A 14,407-nucleotide genomic window follows, 5' to 3' on the forward strand; every position below is an offset into this window, starting at 1 on the left:
ACCTCCGACCGCCTGGTTCGTAGCCAGGTACTCTATCCAGCTGAGCTACAGCCGCACATTCATTCGCAATGGTTGAATGCTACTTCAACCTGCTCTCTATTTTCCAAAACAGAAAATGGCGGAGAGGGAGGGATTCGAACCCTCGGTACGATTGCTCGTACGGTTCCTTAGCAGGGAACTGGTTTCAGCCACTCACCCACCTCTCCTTGAGAACGGGGCGTATACTACCATAATTTTTCTGTTTTCATAGGCTTGACACGAGATTTTTCTGACCGAATCAGCCCATAACGAAAAAAGCCGCCCGGGTTTCCCATGAGCGGCTTTTCAATTGATCAGCTGTTGCCCGGCTCTGGCTCTTCCGAGCCTTTTTCGGACTGAATTCGCTGATAAATTTCTTCACGGTGAACGGCCACATCTTTCGGTGCGTTAACACCAATGCGAACCTGGTTCCCCTTTACTCCCAGAACGGTGACCGTTACTTCGTCACCGATCATCAGAGTTTCGCCAACACGGCGAGTCAAGATCAACATATCCCTTACTCCCTTTTCTGAACTACCTGTTCCGACAACAGTAGTGTTTACTTCTTGCTTTTATAAAGGGATCACTAACCACACTGAAGACGCAATAATACTTATGTCTGGCCGCGCCGTGATAGCTATAACCAATGACCCCAGGAAGATGGGCTTCCGAGCTCCATGCTCTTAGGCGCCTTCGTCCACCCCTGGCTTGTCCAGCTCAAACGCACTGTGCAGCGCCCGAACGGCCAGCTCGAGATACTTTTCATCGATCACCACCGAAATCTTGATTTCGGATGTGGAGATCATCTGAATATTAATACCTTCTTTTGACAGCGCCTCAAACATTTTAGTTGCAACGCCAGCGTGCGAACGCATACCCACACCAACAATGCTGACTTTGGCGATCTTGCTGTCACCGCCTACTTCACCCGCATCAAGCTCACTGGTGATGCCACGCAATACATCCTGAGCACGCTTGAAGTCATTGCGATGAACGGTAAAGGTGAAGGCTGTTTTATTGTCCTCGCCAACGTTCTGCACAATCATGTCGACTTCAATGTTAGCATCGCTGATCGGCTTAAGAATCTGCAAAGCGCTTCCCGGGGTATCAGGCACACCGGAAATGGTCAGTTTGGCTTCGTCACGATTAAACGCAATGCCGGAAACAACCGGTTGTTCCATGGCGGTCTCATCCTCAAAAGTGATCAGGGTACCTTCGCCTTCCTGAAAGCTGGAAAGCACCCTTAACGGAACGTTGTATTTACCTGCAAATTCAACGGCACGGATCTGAAGAACTTTCGAACCCAGACTGGCCATTTCGAGCATTTCTTCAAAGGTGATGCGATCAAGCCTGCGCGCACTATCCACCACCCGCGGGTCCGTGGTGTAAACGCCGTCCACATCGGTGTAGATCTGGCACTCATCCGCCTTCAGCGCCGCAGCTAAAGCCACAGCGGTGGTGTCAGAACCGCCACGCCCAAGCGTGGTGATATTACCGATCTCATCAATGCCCTGAAAACCGGCAACCACCACCACACGGCCAGCATCCAGATCTTGCCGCATCCGCTGCTCATCGATCTGCCTGATGCGCGCTTTGGTATGACTGCTGTCGGTCAGAATCCTGACTTGGGCTCCCGTGTAGGAGCGGGCGTCACAACCGCGTTTTTGCAGGGCCATGGATAACAGGGCAATGGTGACCTGCTCGCCGGTAGAAACCAGCACGTCCATTTCCCGCGGCGTGGGCTCTTCCATAATATCGCTGGCCAGGCCAATCAGGCGGTTGGTTTCGCCACTCATCGCCGAAACGACCACCACAATATCGTGCCCGTCTTTGCGGAACTGACACACTTTGTCAGCCACCGCTTCAATCCGTTCGGTTGTGCCGACGGAAGTACCACCAAACTTCTGAACCAACAGAGCCATGTTTTGCCAAACTCCGAGCCGGGGATTCAAAGCGGAGCCGTTTGGCCCCGCTCATCAAATAAAGCGGGCGGGATTATAAACCCTTGCCCACCCTCGAAAACAGTTGATTAACTGATATTTTGCTCAACCCAGGCCGGCACGTCCGCTAAAGCGTCTGCCAGCTTCGAGGGATCATTGCCGCCTCCCTGGGCCATGTCCGGTCGGCCGCCGCCCTTACCGTCAACCTGGGCACACAGGTGTTTCATCAAATCACCGGCTTTCACTTTGCCGGTGGCTGACTTGGTGACACCGGCAACCAGGGTCACCTTGCCCTCGTCTACGGTGGCCAGAACAACCACACCTTCACCCAGTTTGTTCTTGAGCTGGTCTGCGGTTTCCATCAAGGCCTTTCGATCCACCCCCTCAAGCGCTGCAGCCACCACCTTCAGGCCTGCCACATCAACGGCAGAACCAGCAAGGTCACTGCCGGCAGAACTCGCCAACCTGGCCTTCAAGGCGTCCATTTCTTTTTCCAGCTGACGATTACGATCCAGCGCCTGTTGTACCTTATCAACTACCGTCTCACGGGTGGCTCTGACCAGTTTGGCGGTATCACGCAGCGTGCGTTCGGTTTCATCTACCCACTCGAGGGCGCCAAAACCGGTCACCGCCTCAATACGACGAACGCCGGATGAAATACCACTTTCGGAAGTGATGCGCATCATGCCAATGTCGCCGGTGCGCGACACATGTGTGCCGCCACACAGCTCTACCGAATAGCGCTCAACGCCCATGCTTAGCACCCGCACCACATCACCGTACTTTTCGCCAAACAGAGCCATCGCGCCTTTCTCTTTGGCGGTCTCCATATCGGTAACGTCGATCTGGACCGGTGTGTTCTCAAGAATCTGTTCATTCACCTGACGCTCAATTTCTTTGAGCTGCCCTGTCGTCACAGCCTCAAAATGAGAAAAATCGAAACGCAACTTGTCCGGATCAACCAATGAGCCCTTCTGGGTTACATGCTCACCCAAAACGTTGCGTAAGGCAGCGTGCAGCAGGTGCGTCGCCGAGTGGTTGCGCTTGGTGCGTTCACGGCGGGCGTGATCGATACGGGCATCGACCTCCAGACCCGAGAACAACTCTCCTTCCACCAGGGTACCCACGTGCAGGTGGTTATCCCCTTCTTTACGGGTATCCGTAACCTTGAAGCGGCCACCGCTCCAGGTCAGCAAGCCGGTATCACCAACCTGACCGCCGGATTCGGCATAAAACGGCGTGCGTTCCAGCACCACCACGCACTCGTCGCCCGCCTCGGCATTACGCTCTTCGCCGTTGACCAGAACCGCACGGATACGCTCATGACCATCAATGTGATCGTAACCGGTGAACTCGGTTTTGCCGTCAATGGTGATACCGGCAGCGTTGTAATCAATACCAAATTTGCTGGCCGCGCGGGCACGCTCACGCTGGGCTTCCATCGCCTTCTCATAGCCCTCGTAGTCCAATGTCAGGCCACGCTCACGGGCAATGTCGTTGGTCAGATCTACCGGAAAACCGTAGGTGTCATACAGCGCAAAGACAGTTTCACCGGGAATTTCTGAGCCTTCCAGCTCGGCAATGTCTTGCTCCAGCAGGCGCAGCCCCTTATCCAGAGTTTTCACAAACTGTTCTTCTTCTTGCAACAACACTTTTTCGATCTGTTTGCGGCTGCTGACCAGTTGCGGGAAAGCGTCGCCCATCAGTTCGACCAGAGCGCCGGTCAGCTTGTGGAAAAACGGCCCGGTGGCGCCCAGCTTGTTACCGTGGCGGGCAGCCCGTCGAATGATCCGGCGCAGAACAAAACCACGGCCCTCATTAGACGGCATCACGCCATCAGCAATCAGGAAAGCGCAGGAGCGAATATGGTCTGCCACCACACGCAGCGAGGCTTCGGTCGTCGCTGCGCCACCCAGAATGTCAGAGGCCGCTTTCAACAGGTCCTGGAACAGGTCGATCTCGTAGTTGCTGTGAACGCCCTGCAAAACCGCAGCAATACGCTCAAGGCCCATGCCGGTATCAACAGAAGGCTTCGGCAGGTTCAGCATCTCGCCGTCGGCAGTGCGGTTGTATTGCATGAACACCACGTTCCAGATTTCGATGTAGCGATCACCATCTTCTTCCGGGCTTCCGGGAGGACCACCGGCCACGTCCGGGCCATGATCGAAGAAGATTTCCGTGCAAGGACCACAAGGGCCGGTATCACCCATCTGCCAGAAGTTATCCGAGGCGTAGCGGTCACCTTTATTGTCGCCAATACGAATGATGCGATCAGCGGGAACGCCGATTTCCCTGTTCCAGATATCGAAGGCTTCGTCGTCTTCAGCGTAAACGGTGACCCACAATTTCTCGGTAGGTAAATTCAACCACTGTTCACCGGCCAGAAAGGTCCAGGCAAAGTTGATCGCCTCACGCTTGAAGTAATCACCAAAGCTGAAGTTACCCAGCATTTCGAAGAAGGTGTGATGACGCGCGGTGTAACCGACATTTTCCAGGTCGTTATGTTTGCCACCAGCCCGAACACACTTCTGGGTTGACGTCGCCCGGGTGTAGTCGCGCTCTTCCCTGCCAAGGAACAGGTCTTTGAACTGGTTCATTCCCGCATTCGTAAACAACAATGTGGGGTCGTCCGCGGGCACCAGCGAACTACTCGGAACAATGGTGTGACCTTGCTGTTTGAAATAATCGAGAAATGCCTGTCGCAACTCAGCGGTTTTCATAGCCCTTTGATACCTTTCCAGAAACCCGTCGTTTAGTCGAAGGGTCCGCGATTGAAATACGAATACTTACATGCGTGTGCAAATCCGCTACTCTAGCACACGCCGAGAACAGGAAAAACGTGAAACCTCACAGGAGACCCCATGCCCCGACGCTTTCATAACGCCGAGGAATTGTTGCCGCCAGCCACCGCACTCAAACGCGCGCTGGCCATTATCTACGACGGTTTAATCAGTATTGCGGTACTTTTGGTAGCCACCTGGGCCTACACTGTGGTCGCCGGTTACATCACCGGCTGGGACCAGTATGAACAGATGGCCGAAGCCGGCGAGCTTTCCGGCGATCCGGGGCTGACCTTCACCCTGTTTCTGATTCTTTACCTGTTTTTCGCCTACTTCTGGACGCGTATCGGCCAGACTCTTGGCATGCAGGTGTGGCGGATACGCATCGAGAATCTGGATGGCTCGTCCGTCAGCTGGACTCAGGCCCTGTTCAGATACGGCACAGCTGCGGTGGTGGTATTCCTGACCATCCTGGCAGCCTACGCTCTTGGCTCGCTGACTCTGATACTGACGATGCCGGCCATCATCGCTCTGTTCTACCCGATTAACGGCCTGTCGCTGACCGATCGGCTGTCGAACAGTGTGGTGGTAGACGTACCAAAACCTGAAAAAAACAAGCCTGCGAGCAGTTAATGGCGGCGAGCCGGCACGTCAGCCGGCTCGCCGCATCAGCACGGCACCTACAACGGCATTGACAACAATAGGTGCCAGCACCGCAAGCAGCGGGTTAAACCCGTAAACCATGCTCATTGGCCCAAGCAAATCCTGCATATACTTGAACAACAACCCGACCAGCAAACCGGTAAACACCCGGAAACCCATGGTGACCGAGCGCAGCGGGCCAAAGATAAATGAGATGGCAACCAAGACCATCACGGCGGTACCCAGCGGCATCAGGGCTTTCTTCCAAAATGCCAGCCAATACCGAGCGGCCGTCAGGCCTTGCTCACCCAGATAGGTCGCGTAGGTATACAGGCCCGTCATCGAAAGATTCTCTGGCTTAACGATCAGGACACTGAGTACCTCTGGCGACAACCCGGTTTCCCAACGCAACGCCGAGTGCTCGTTTCGCAAGGTGCGCTCTTCTTCAATACGGGTCGACACCACCTTCTCAAGCAGCCAGTGATCGCCTTGAAAAATTGCACGCTCGGCAAAGCTCGACACTTCCAGATTGCGATCATCACCAAAACGAAACAACGACACACCGTGCAGTACCCCGTTAGGCTGAACCGCATTCAGGTGCATGAACGTATTACCCTCCCGGTGCCAGACACCATGGGCGGAAGCAACATTCTGGCTGGCCCCGAGCGCTACGGCCTTTTCGCTTTGAGCAATGCGTTCGGTGGTCGGTGCAACGTACTCACCAATAACAACCCCTAGCACCACCACCACCAACGCCGGCTTCATCGCCGACCAAACAATGCGTTTAATGGAAACACCTGCCGCCCGGATAACAGTCAATTCCGAAGAGCTTGCCAGGGCACCCAGCCCCACCAGGCAACCCATAAAAGCGCCCAGAGGAAGGTAATCGTAAATTCGCCGTGGCAGGGTCAGAAACACATACCAGAGCGCCTGCAGGGTCTGGTAATCGTTGCGGGTGTCGTCCAGCTCGGCAATAAAGGCAAAGATAAGATCCAGCGACAACACCACAACCATAACCAGGAACATCGCGCCGCCGACCGTGCGCATCACATAACCGTCAATTTTACGCATGGGCGCGCGCCTCCTTCTCGAGACGGCGGCGATAAAGCCAGGCAGAGCCAAATTGCAGCCAGAGCCCAAGGCTCAGGAAAATGGCATGCACCCAGAGCATGCCCAACCACTCGGGTACCTTGCCGTCTGCAAGTGCATCGCGCGCCACGATCAGCAATCCCAAATAGGTGATGTAAACCAGCATAGCGGGTAACAAATGAAAGAAGCGCCCTTGGCGCGGATTGACCCGGCTCAGGCGAACCGCAAGCAACGTCACGATTGGTACTATCAATGGCAGTGAAATACGCCAGTGCAGCAAGGCCCGCTCCTCCGGGTCGTTGGAGTTCCAGAGCGATAGCGTGCTTACGCCCTCGTCGAGTTCTCGACTGCCAGCCTCACCGCTCTGTATTTTGAGGCCGTAGGCTTCAAACCGGGTAACGTTATAATCGAGATTGCCCGGAAGCCCCTGATAGCGGCCACCTTGCTCTAGTATCAGAAAGCGACTGCCAGTTTCGGGGTCAATCAATTGGGACCCGGATTCTGCCGTAATCAGGGTTACCCCCTGCCCGTTACGATCGTATTCAGCAATAAACACGCCCTGCAACTGGCGTTTATCTTCGCTCAACGCCTCCGTATACGTTACCCGGCTGCCGGAAGTGAAATCCTGAAACCGGCCTGGCGCCAGCATTTCAAATTCGGTTGCCTTGCGCGCCTCATTGAAAATCTCCTCAACCTGCTTCATCCCCCAAGGCGACACAAACAGGCTCATGCTGGCGACCACCAACATGACGGGCAAAGAGCCCACCAGGGTCTTTGCCAGCAGCTGCTTTTCGCTTAGACCGCAGGCGAGTAACACGGTCATTTCACTCTCGAGATACATGCGGCCATAGGCCAGCAGGATGCCGATAAACAGCCCCAGAGGAAGAATCAATTCCAAAAACCCCGGAAACCGGTACGCCATGATGGAGAACAGCACGCCAGCCGCAATCTCACCTTCAGCCGCGCTCCCCAGATATTTAATAAAGCGCCCACTCATAAAAACCAGCAGAAGAATGCCGGAAACAGCAATCATGCTGACCATGATCTGGCGAATGAGGTAACGGAAAACAATACTCAAATCAGTCTCTCAGGCAGTGCCGTAACAGGAGATAGTGAACAACATTAGCTGCGCGTATTCTATGTAACCTTGACGCTGAATGACAGCACAAGCCTGATACGATAAAACCATCGTAACGATATGAACCTATTGCTTGATTAATCGGGGCTTTGCCCCAATCCTTAACGGTATTGGCCAATCAATGCCTATCGAAATCAACAAAGCCCAATCTGACAACCGGAGTTGCCATGAATTTCAGCCTCAGTAGCAAAGCCATCACCGCCACCAAAGCCGACTGTCTTGTCATCGGCCTGCCAGAAAAAGGCGAGTGGCCTGAAACCACCAAAGCAACGGACGAAGCACTGGGAGGACTGATCAAGCAGCTCGAGAAAGCCGGAGACCTGAACGGTAAGAATGCTTTGGTTAACACCATCCCTCTGGTGGACCAGCCGTGGCAGCGTTTGGTGGTGGTCGGCGTCGGCAAAGACGCTGACCGCACACCCGCAAATTTCCGTAAAGCCCTGGCTGCCATGATGAACACCCTGAAAGACGGCCCCTCCAAAAGCGTACTGGTTAGTCTGGCAGACACCCACTTGCAGGGCGAAGACGCGATCAGCTCGGAAGAAGCTCGCCTGAACCTGATCGGTCGCACTTTGGAAGAACAGCTCTACACCTTCACAGACTTCAAGAGCGAAAAACCCACTGCCCGCAAGCTCAAGAAAGTAGTCGTACAGGCCTCCGGCTCCGGAAAGGCTCTGAAGGATGCCCTAAACCTCGGCCTGGCCACTGGCCGCGGCATGAATTTCACCAGAGATCTTGGCAACACGCCGCCAAACGTCTGCCACCCAATCTGGCTGGCAGAACACGCCCAGGCCATAGCCAAAGAATACGACTGCATCAAAACCGAAGTGCTTGATGAAAAGCAGATGGAAAAACTCGGCATGAATACCATCTTGGCGGTCGGCAAGGGCTCCAAGCAGCCTCCGCGCCTGATCGTGATGGAATACCGTGGCGGCAAAACCAAAGACAAGCCCTATGTCCTGGTCGGCAAAGGCATCACCTTCGACACGGGCGGCATCAGCCTCAAGCCCGGCGAAGGCATGGACGAAATGAAATACGACATGGGCGGCTCTGCCAGCGTATTCGGGACCATGAAAGTCCTGGCCGAAACAAAGCCTAAAATCAACGTAGTGGCAGTGATCGCCGCAGCCGAAAACATGCCGGATGGTGGCGCCACACGCCCAGGCGACATCATCAAAACCCTGAGTGGCCAGACCGTCGAAATCCTTAACACCGATGCCGAAGGACGACTGGTGCTGTGTGACGCCCTCACCTATGTGAAAAAGTTCGACCCCGAAACGGTCATCGATCTGGCAACCCTCACCGGCGCCTGCATTATCGCTCTGGGCCATCACGCCAGCGCCCTGTTCAGTAACGATGACGCTCTGGCCAACGACATCCGTCAGGCCGGTGAACGCTCCGGTGATCGCGTATGGCCCTTGCCTCTTTGGGATGATTACCAGAGCCAGCTGGACAGCAACTTTGCCGACATGCAAAACATCGGCGGGCGGCCCGCAGGCTCAGTCACTGCCGCCTGCTTCCTGAGCCGGTTCGCGAAAGACTACCGCTGGGCCCACCTGGACATCGCCGGCACCGCCTGGAACTCCGGCAAAGCCAAGGGCTCTACCGGCCGACCAGTCCCGCTGCTGGTCGACTACCTGATGTCCCATGCAGGATAACCAACCAGTCCCTACCCCGGAGGCCGGCAGCCCAGCTGCCGCCCCCTCAGGGCGGGAAGACCAGAACCAGCGCTATTGGTTCCATATCCTCACCCAAAACACCCCAGCCGCCCGCAACCTCCACGCCGCCAAACTCGTGGACAAAGCCTGGCAGCAGGGCGACCGCGTGTGCATCGTCTGCGACACCGAAGATCACGCCAAAGAACTCGACGACCTGTTGTGGAACTTCACCCCCGATGCCTTCATCCCCCACAGCATCGCCCAAGACCCAACCACCCCCTGCCACGACCCCGTCGGCATCCTCCTCTACCCGCCGGCCGCTGTAGACTGGGATACCGTTATCGTCCTGTCCTCAACGCTGCCCGACGACGCCGACCAGTATGGCCGACTGGCGCTGGTCGCTCACAACGATCCCGCCGTGTTGAACCAGGCTCGGGGGCACTACAAGCAACTGAGGGCGATGGGGATTGAAGCGCGTGTACACGACATGCGAAAGCGTTAATTTTTTATTAGCCACGGACACTCACCGACTTACACGGACAAAAAACTCACCGGCGGGCAACACAAAACCAGATCTGTGGGGTTGAGGGTAGGCTTTCCAAAAATCTCGTAGGCCATGGATGGCCGGAGCGAAGCGCCACATGGACGTGCCGTCAGGAGCGTTTTTTGGAAAGCCGACCCTCAACCCCACAAAGCACCAACCTCGCAGGCTACCGAAACCGAAACCGAAGCACCGTCGAGCGTCGAAGGTTCGCCGCATCAACAGCGACCATGTATAATCGGCGCATCCAGAAAATCCCTTTGTGAATCAACCAAAACGGTCACTGCAAAATCCCATGGAAAAAACCTACCAGCCAGAAAACATCGAGCGCCAGTGGTACGAAAACTGGGAATCCAAAGGCTATTTCCGCCCCAGCGGCGAAGGCGACGCCTACAGCATCGCCATCCCGCCGCCCAACGTCACCGGCAGCCTGCACATGGGCCATGCGTTCCAGCACACCATCATGGACACCCTCACTCGCTACAAGCGCATGCAGGGCCGTAACACCCTGTGGACCGTCGGCACCGATCATGCCGGCATCGCTACTCAGATGGTCGTCGAACGCAAACTGGCCGCCGAAGAAGACAAAACCCGCCACGATCTGGGCCGGGAAGAATTCATCAAACGCATCTGGGATTGGAAAGACCACTCCGGCGGCACCATCACCCGCCAGATGCGCCGCCTGGGAAACTCCGTAGACTGGGACAACGAACGCTTCACCATGGACGAAGGCTTCTACAAAGCCGTACAGGAAGTGTTTATCCGCCTGTACGAAGACGGCCTGGTGTACCGTGGCAAGCGACTGGTGAACTGGGACCCAAAACTGCACACCGCCATTTCTGACCTGGAAGTGGAAAATAAAGAAGAGAAAGGGTATTTCTGGCACCTGCGTTACCCGCTTGCTGACGGCGCCAAAACCAAAGACGGCAAAGACTATGTCGTGGTGGCCACTACTCGCCCGGAAACCCTGCTTGGCGACACCGCCGTCGCTGTCCACCCGGAAGACGAACGCTATCAGCACCTGATTGGTAAACACGTGCTACTGCCACTGGCTAACCGCCGAATCCCGATCGTGGCCGACCACCACGCCGATCCGGAAAAAGGCTCCGGCTGCGTGAAGATCACCCCGGCCCACGATTTTAACGACTATGCCGTGGGCAAACGCAACCAGCTGCCCATGATCAACGTGCTGACACAAGACGCCAACATCCGGGCCACCGCCGAAGTGTTCAACTCTGACGGCACCGAAAACACGGAGATCGACGCTTCCCTGCCCGCCGCCTATGCAGGCTTGACCCGCGAAGCCGGGCGCAAACAGATTGTGGCCGACATGGAAGCCGCCGGCCTGGTACAGCAGGTCGAAGACCACGTGCTGAGCGTGCCCCGGGGTGACCGTTCTGGCCTGATCATCGAACCCATGCTCACCGATCAATGGTTCGCCGACGCCAAAACCCTGGCCAAACCAGCCATCGAAGCCGTAGAAGACGGCCGCATCCAGTTTGTGCCCAAACAGTACGAGAACATGTACTTCTCCTGGATGCGCGACATCCAGGACTGGTGCATCTCTCGCCAGCTCTGGTGGGGTCACCGTATTCCGGCCTGGTACGACGCCGAAGGCAACATCTACGTTGGCCGCAACGAAGACGAAGTGCGCCAGAAACACAATCTTGCCGCCGATCTGGAGCTCAGGCAGGACGACGACGTACTGGACACCTGGTTCAGCTCTGCACTATGGACTTTCGGCACCCTCGGCTGGCCGGAAATCACCGAACGCCTGAAGAACTTCCACCCCACCGATGTGCTGGTCACCGGTTTTGACATCATCTTCTTCTGGGTAGCCCGGATGATCATGATGACCATGCACTTCATGAAGAATGAAGACGGCACTCCGCAAGTACCCTTCAAAACGGTGTATGTGACCGGCCTGATCCGCGACGAGCACGGCGACAAGATGTCCAAGTCCAAGGGCAACGTCATTGATCCGCTGGACATGATCGACGGCATTGCCCTGGACGATCTTCTGGAAAAACGCACCGGCAACCTGATGCAGCCGAAACTGGCCGAGAAAATCGGCAAGCGTACCCAGAAGGAATTCCCTGAAGGCATCGCTGCCCACGGTACCGACGCCCTGCGCTTTACCCTGGCGGCCATGGCCACCACCGGCCGCGACATCAACTGGGACATGAAGCGCCTGGAAGGCTACCGCAACTTCTGCAACAAACTGTGGAACGCGGCCCGCTATGTGCTGATGAACACCGAAGGCGAAGATTGTGGCGTCAACGACGAGCCGGTAACGCTGTCTCTGGCCGACCGCTGGATCATCAGCGAGCTGCAGCACTGCGAACAGGAAGTGATTCGCCACCTGGAACAGTACCGCTTCGATCTGGCCGCCTACGCCCTGTATGAGTTCATCTGGAACGAATACTGCGACTGGTACCTGGAGCTGTCCAAGCCGGCCCTGAGTGACGAGGCCGCCAGCGCTGAAGCCAAGCGCGGCACCCGACGCACACTGGTGCGGGTACTGGAAGCGGTATTGCGCCTGGCGCACCCGATGATGCCGTACATAACCGAAGAAATCTGGCAGCGCGTTGCGCCCCTGGCCGGCAAGAGCGGCGACAGCATCATGCTCCAGCCCTTCCCGCAGCCGGATGAGAGCATGCAGGATGCCGCCGTGGCCGACGATATCGAATGGCTCAAAGGCGTAATCGTAGCCGTGCGTAACATCCGGGGCGAGATGAATATCTCACCAGGCAAGCAGGTGCCTGTGCTGCTCAAAGGCGGCAACAGCGACGATGAGCGCCGCCTGAATGCCAACCGTCAGTTCCTGATGTCGCTCGCCAAGCTGGAAAAACTGGAATGGTTTGAAGGCGACAAGGCCCCCATGAGCGCCACCCAACTGGTGGGCGAGATGGAAGTGCTGGTGCCCATGGCTGGCCTGATCGACAAAGACGCCGAGCTCAAGCGCCTCGACAAAGAGCTAGACCGCCTGCAGAAGGAAATCGATCGGGTAGAAGGCAAACTGAACAATGAGAAGTTCACGGCTAAAGCGCCTGCCGACGTGGTCGAAAAAGAGAAAGACAAGCTGCAGGATGCCCAGGGCAGCCTGCAACGCCTGAGTGCACAGCGGGCTGAAATCGAGGCCATGTAAGGCATGATCGCGATTCTGGGTGCCGGCTCCCTGGGCCGGCTCTGGGCCGCAACGCTACCCGCCGGGCAGGTAGCGTTCGTGCCCCGCCCGGGCCAAGCCACTGAGCCCGTCCACTTCCGGTTTTGCCCTATTCGAGGTGTCACACGACCGGTTACCGTTCCATGGCTCCAATCCCGCCAGACTCCAAGCCTTTTGCTGGTGACCACCAAAGCCGGCGATACACTAACCGCGCTGAACGCCAACCTGCCTCTCATTCCAACAAACACACCGGTGGTGCTCTTCCAGAACGGTCTGGGTAGCCAGCAACACGCAACCGAGGCCTGGCCAGACCACCCGATTCTTGCCGCGACCACTACCGAGGGCGCCAATCGACCAGAAGCCGATCTCACCGTTCATGCCGGCGAGGGTGAAACCTGGATCGGCGCCATGAACGCATCCGGTGAAGCCCACCTGGCCGAGGTGGTGCGATGGTTGGTACAAAGTGGACTGAACGTTCATACCGAATCCGACATCCTGAGCAGACTATGGCAAAAGCTGGTCATCAACGCGGGTATCAATGCGTTCACTGCCATTCTAAACTGCCAAAATGGCCAACTTCTGGAACACACTTTTTTTCAGCAATGGATTGATCCGCTCTGCCAGGAGATCAGTCAACTGCTGAACTCGGCAGGGCAGCCTGAACAAACGCCAGACACCTTGCGTGCCAGAATTGAAAACGTCGCTCGCAAAACTGCGGCCAACACTTCATCCATGCTCGCCGACGTGCTGGCAGGGCGCGACACCGAGATCGACTTTATCAACGGTTATCTGGTTCGCCTTGGCCAGCAGCACGGAGTAGACACCCAGGTGAACCAAATGCTCACCGAACGTGTACAACATCTCAAATGACTATTTTCAACGGGAGTGCAATTCATGGGCAACCGCCTATCCAAGATCTACACCCGAACAGGTGACGACGGCTCTACCGGCCTGGCAGACGGCAACCGTATCGCCAAAAATGCCCAGCGCGTCGAAGCCATGGGCATGACGGATGAACTCAACTGTCACATTGGTGTTCTAATCGAAACCCTCCCGGCTGGTGACAGCCTGATTGAGACATTCCGCCGGATACAACACCACTTGTTTGATCTCGGCGGTGAGTTTGCCATTCCCGGAAGCAAAGTCATCGGCGACGACCACATCAGCTGGCTGGAGCAAACCCTGGATGAGCACAATGCAGACCTTCCAGCCCTGAAAAACTTCATTCTTCCGGGCGGCTGTATGGCCGCAGCGCAGTGCCACATGGCGCGAGCAGTCTGCCGTCGCGCTGAGCGGGTTGTGGTCGCTCTGGGGCATGAGGATTCCATCAATACCTCATCTCGTCACTACCTTAACCGGCTTTCAGACCTCCTGTTCGTGATTGCCCGGGTTCTCGCCCGTCGTGATGGCAGCCAGGAGATTCTCTGGGAACAAA

11 protein-coding genes and 1 tRNA gene are annotated in these 14,407 nt (G+C 56.3%); 6 read left to right on the forward strand and 6 right to left on the reverse strand.

The features are described 5' to 3' along the window. Positions 1–116: 116 nt before the first annotated feature. The 4 genes from IBX51_RS12185 to alaS form a co-directional block, all read right to left on the reverse strand. Positions 117–206: transfer RNA gene (locus IBX51_RS12185), tRNA-Ser, on the reverse strand. Between the two features lie 126 nt (positions 207–332). Continuing rightward, positions 333–530 carry a carbon storage regulator CsrA gene (csrA, locus tag IBX51_RS12190; protein WP_044385012.1) on the reverse strand — a complete coding sequence of 66 codons (198 nt, stop codon included), beginning with the start codon at positions 528–530 and terminating at the stop codon, positions 333–335. A gap of 171 nt (positions 531–701) precedes the next feature. Then, positions 702–1,940 (reverse strand): aspartate kinase, encoded by a 1,239-nt coding sequence (locus tag IBX51_RS12195; RefSeq protein ID WP_291831540.1) that lies wholly within the window; start codon positions 1,938–1,940, stop codon positions 702–704. Positions 1,941–2,047: 107 nt separating this feature from the next. Beyond that, complete coding sequence (alaS, locus tag IBX51_RS12200) at positions 2,048–4,678, reverse strand: alanine--tRNA ligase (RefSeq protein ID WP_291831541.1); 2,631 nt, start codon at positions 4,676–4,678, stop codon at positions 2,048–2,050. A gap of 141 nt (positions 4,679–4,819) precedes the next feature. Here alaS and IBX51_RS12205 point away from each other — a divergent pair, with 141 nt between their 5' ends. Further along, a complete protein-coding gene (locus IBX51_RS12205; RefSeq protein ID WP_291831542.1) occupies positions 4,820–5,371 on the forward strand; it encodes an RDD family protein in 552 nt (183 codons plus the stop codon). 18 nt (positions 5,372–5,389) lie between these two features. On the opposite strand, the gene lptG is transcribed toward IBX51_RS12205, so the two are convergent. Next, positions 5,390–6,451, reverse strand: a complete 1,062-nt coding sequence (gene lptG / locus IBX51_RS12210) for an LPS export ABC transporter permease LptG (RefSeq protein WP_291831543.1) — start codon at positions 6,449–6,451, stop codon at positions 5,390–5,392. Further along, entirely contained in the window at positions 6,444–7,547 is a 1,104-nt protein-coding gene (gene lptF, locus IBX51_RS12215) for an LPS export ABC transporter permease LptF (RefSeq protein WP_291831544.1), read from the reverse strand. The genes lptG and lptF overlap by 8 nt, the downstream gene beginning before the upstream one ends. A 227-nt stretch (positions 7,548–7,774) precedes the next feature. Between lptF and IBX51_RS12220 the strand changes: the two genes are divergently transcribed. The 5 genes from IBX51_RS12220 to IBX51_RS12240 all read left to right on the forward strand — a co-directional run. Beyond that, positions 7,775–9,265 (forward strand): leucyl aminopeptidase, encoded by a 1,491-nt coding sequence (locus tag IBX51_RS12220; protein ID WP_291831545.1) that lies wholly within the window; start codon positions 7,775–7,777, stop codon positions 9,263–9,265. Further along, complete coding sequence (locus tag IBX51_RS12225; protein ID WP_291831546.1) at positions 9,255–9,767, forward strand: DNA polymerase III subunit chi; 513 nt, start codon at positions 9,255–9,257, stop codon at positions 9,765–9,767. The genes IBX51_RS12220 and IBX51_RS12225 overlap by 11 nt, the downstream gene beginning before the upstream one ends. 334 nt (positions 9,768–10,101) lie before the next feature. Then, complete coding sequence (locus IBX51_RS12230) at positions 10,102–12,954, forward strand: valine--tRNA ligase (RefSeq protein ID WP_291831547.1); 2,853 nt, start codon at positions 10,102–10,104, stop codon at positions 12,952–12,954. A 3-nt stretch (positions 12,955–12,957) separates the two neighbouring features. Continuing rightward, complete coding sequence (locus IBX51_RS12235; RefSeq protein WP_291831548.1) at positions 12,958–13,842, forward strand: 2-dehydropantoate 2-reductase; 885 nt, start codon at positions 12,958–12,960, stop codon at positions 13,840–13,842. Positions 13,843–13,866: 24 nt separating this feature from the next. Next, positions 13,867–14,407: cob(I)yrinic acid a,c-diamide adenosyltransferase (locus tag IBX51_RS12240; RefSeq protein WP_291831549.1), on the forward strand; the 541-nt coding region annotated here is incomplete at its 3' end.

The sequence above is a fragment of the Marinobacter sp. genome (genome assembly GCF_014859525.1).
In the GTDB taxonomy this organism is placed as follows: Bacteria; Pseudomonadota; Gammaproteobacteria; order Pseudomonadales; family Oleiphilaceae; genus Marinobacter.

What these genes read in the sequence shown, in the direction of transcription:
- lptG (WP_291831543.1), bottom strand. Translation starts at nt 6,451, where the DNA reads ATGCGTAAAATTGACGGTTATGTGATGCGCACGGTCGGCGGCGCGATG.
- IBX51_RS12235 (WP_291831548.1), top strand. Translation starts at nt 12,958, where the DNA reads ATGATCGCGATTCTGGGTGCCGGCTCCCTGGGCCGGCTCTGGGCCGCA.
- IBX51_RS12220 (WP_291831545.1), top strand. Translation starts at nt 7,775, where the DNA reads ATGAATTTCAGCCTCAGTAGCAAAGCCATCACCGCCACCAAAGCCGAC.
- IBX51_RS12205 (WP_291831542.1), top strand. Translation starts at nt 4,820, where the DNA reads ATGCCCCGACGCTTTCATAACGCCGAGGAATTGTTGCCGCCAGCCACC.
- IBX51_RS12195 (WP_291831540.1), bottom strand. Translation starts at nt 1,940, where the DNA reads ATGGCTCTGTTGGTTCAGAAGTTTGGTGGTACTTCCGTCGGCACAACC.
- alaS (WP_291831541.1), bottom strand. Translation starts at nt 4,678, where the DNA reads ATGAAAACCGCTGAGTTGCGACAGGCATTTCTCGATTATTTCAAACAG.
- IBX51_RS12230 (WP_291831547.1), top strand. Translation starts at nt 10,102, where the DNA reads ATGGAAAAAACCTACCAGCCAGAAAACATCGAGCGCCAGTGGTACGAA.
- IBX51_RS12225 (WP_291831546.1), top strand. Translation starts at nt 9,255, where the DNA reads ATGCAGGATAACCAACCAGTCCCTACCCCGGAGGCCGGCAGCCCAGCT.
- csrA (WP_044385012.1), bottom strand. Translation starts at nt 530, where the DNA reads ATGTTGATCTTGACTCGCCGTGTTGGCGAAACTCTGATGATCGGTGAC.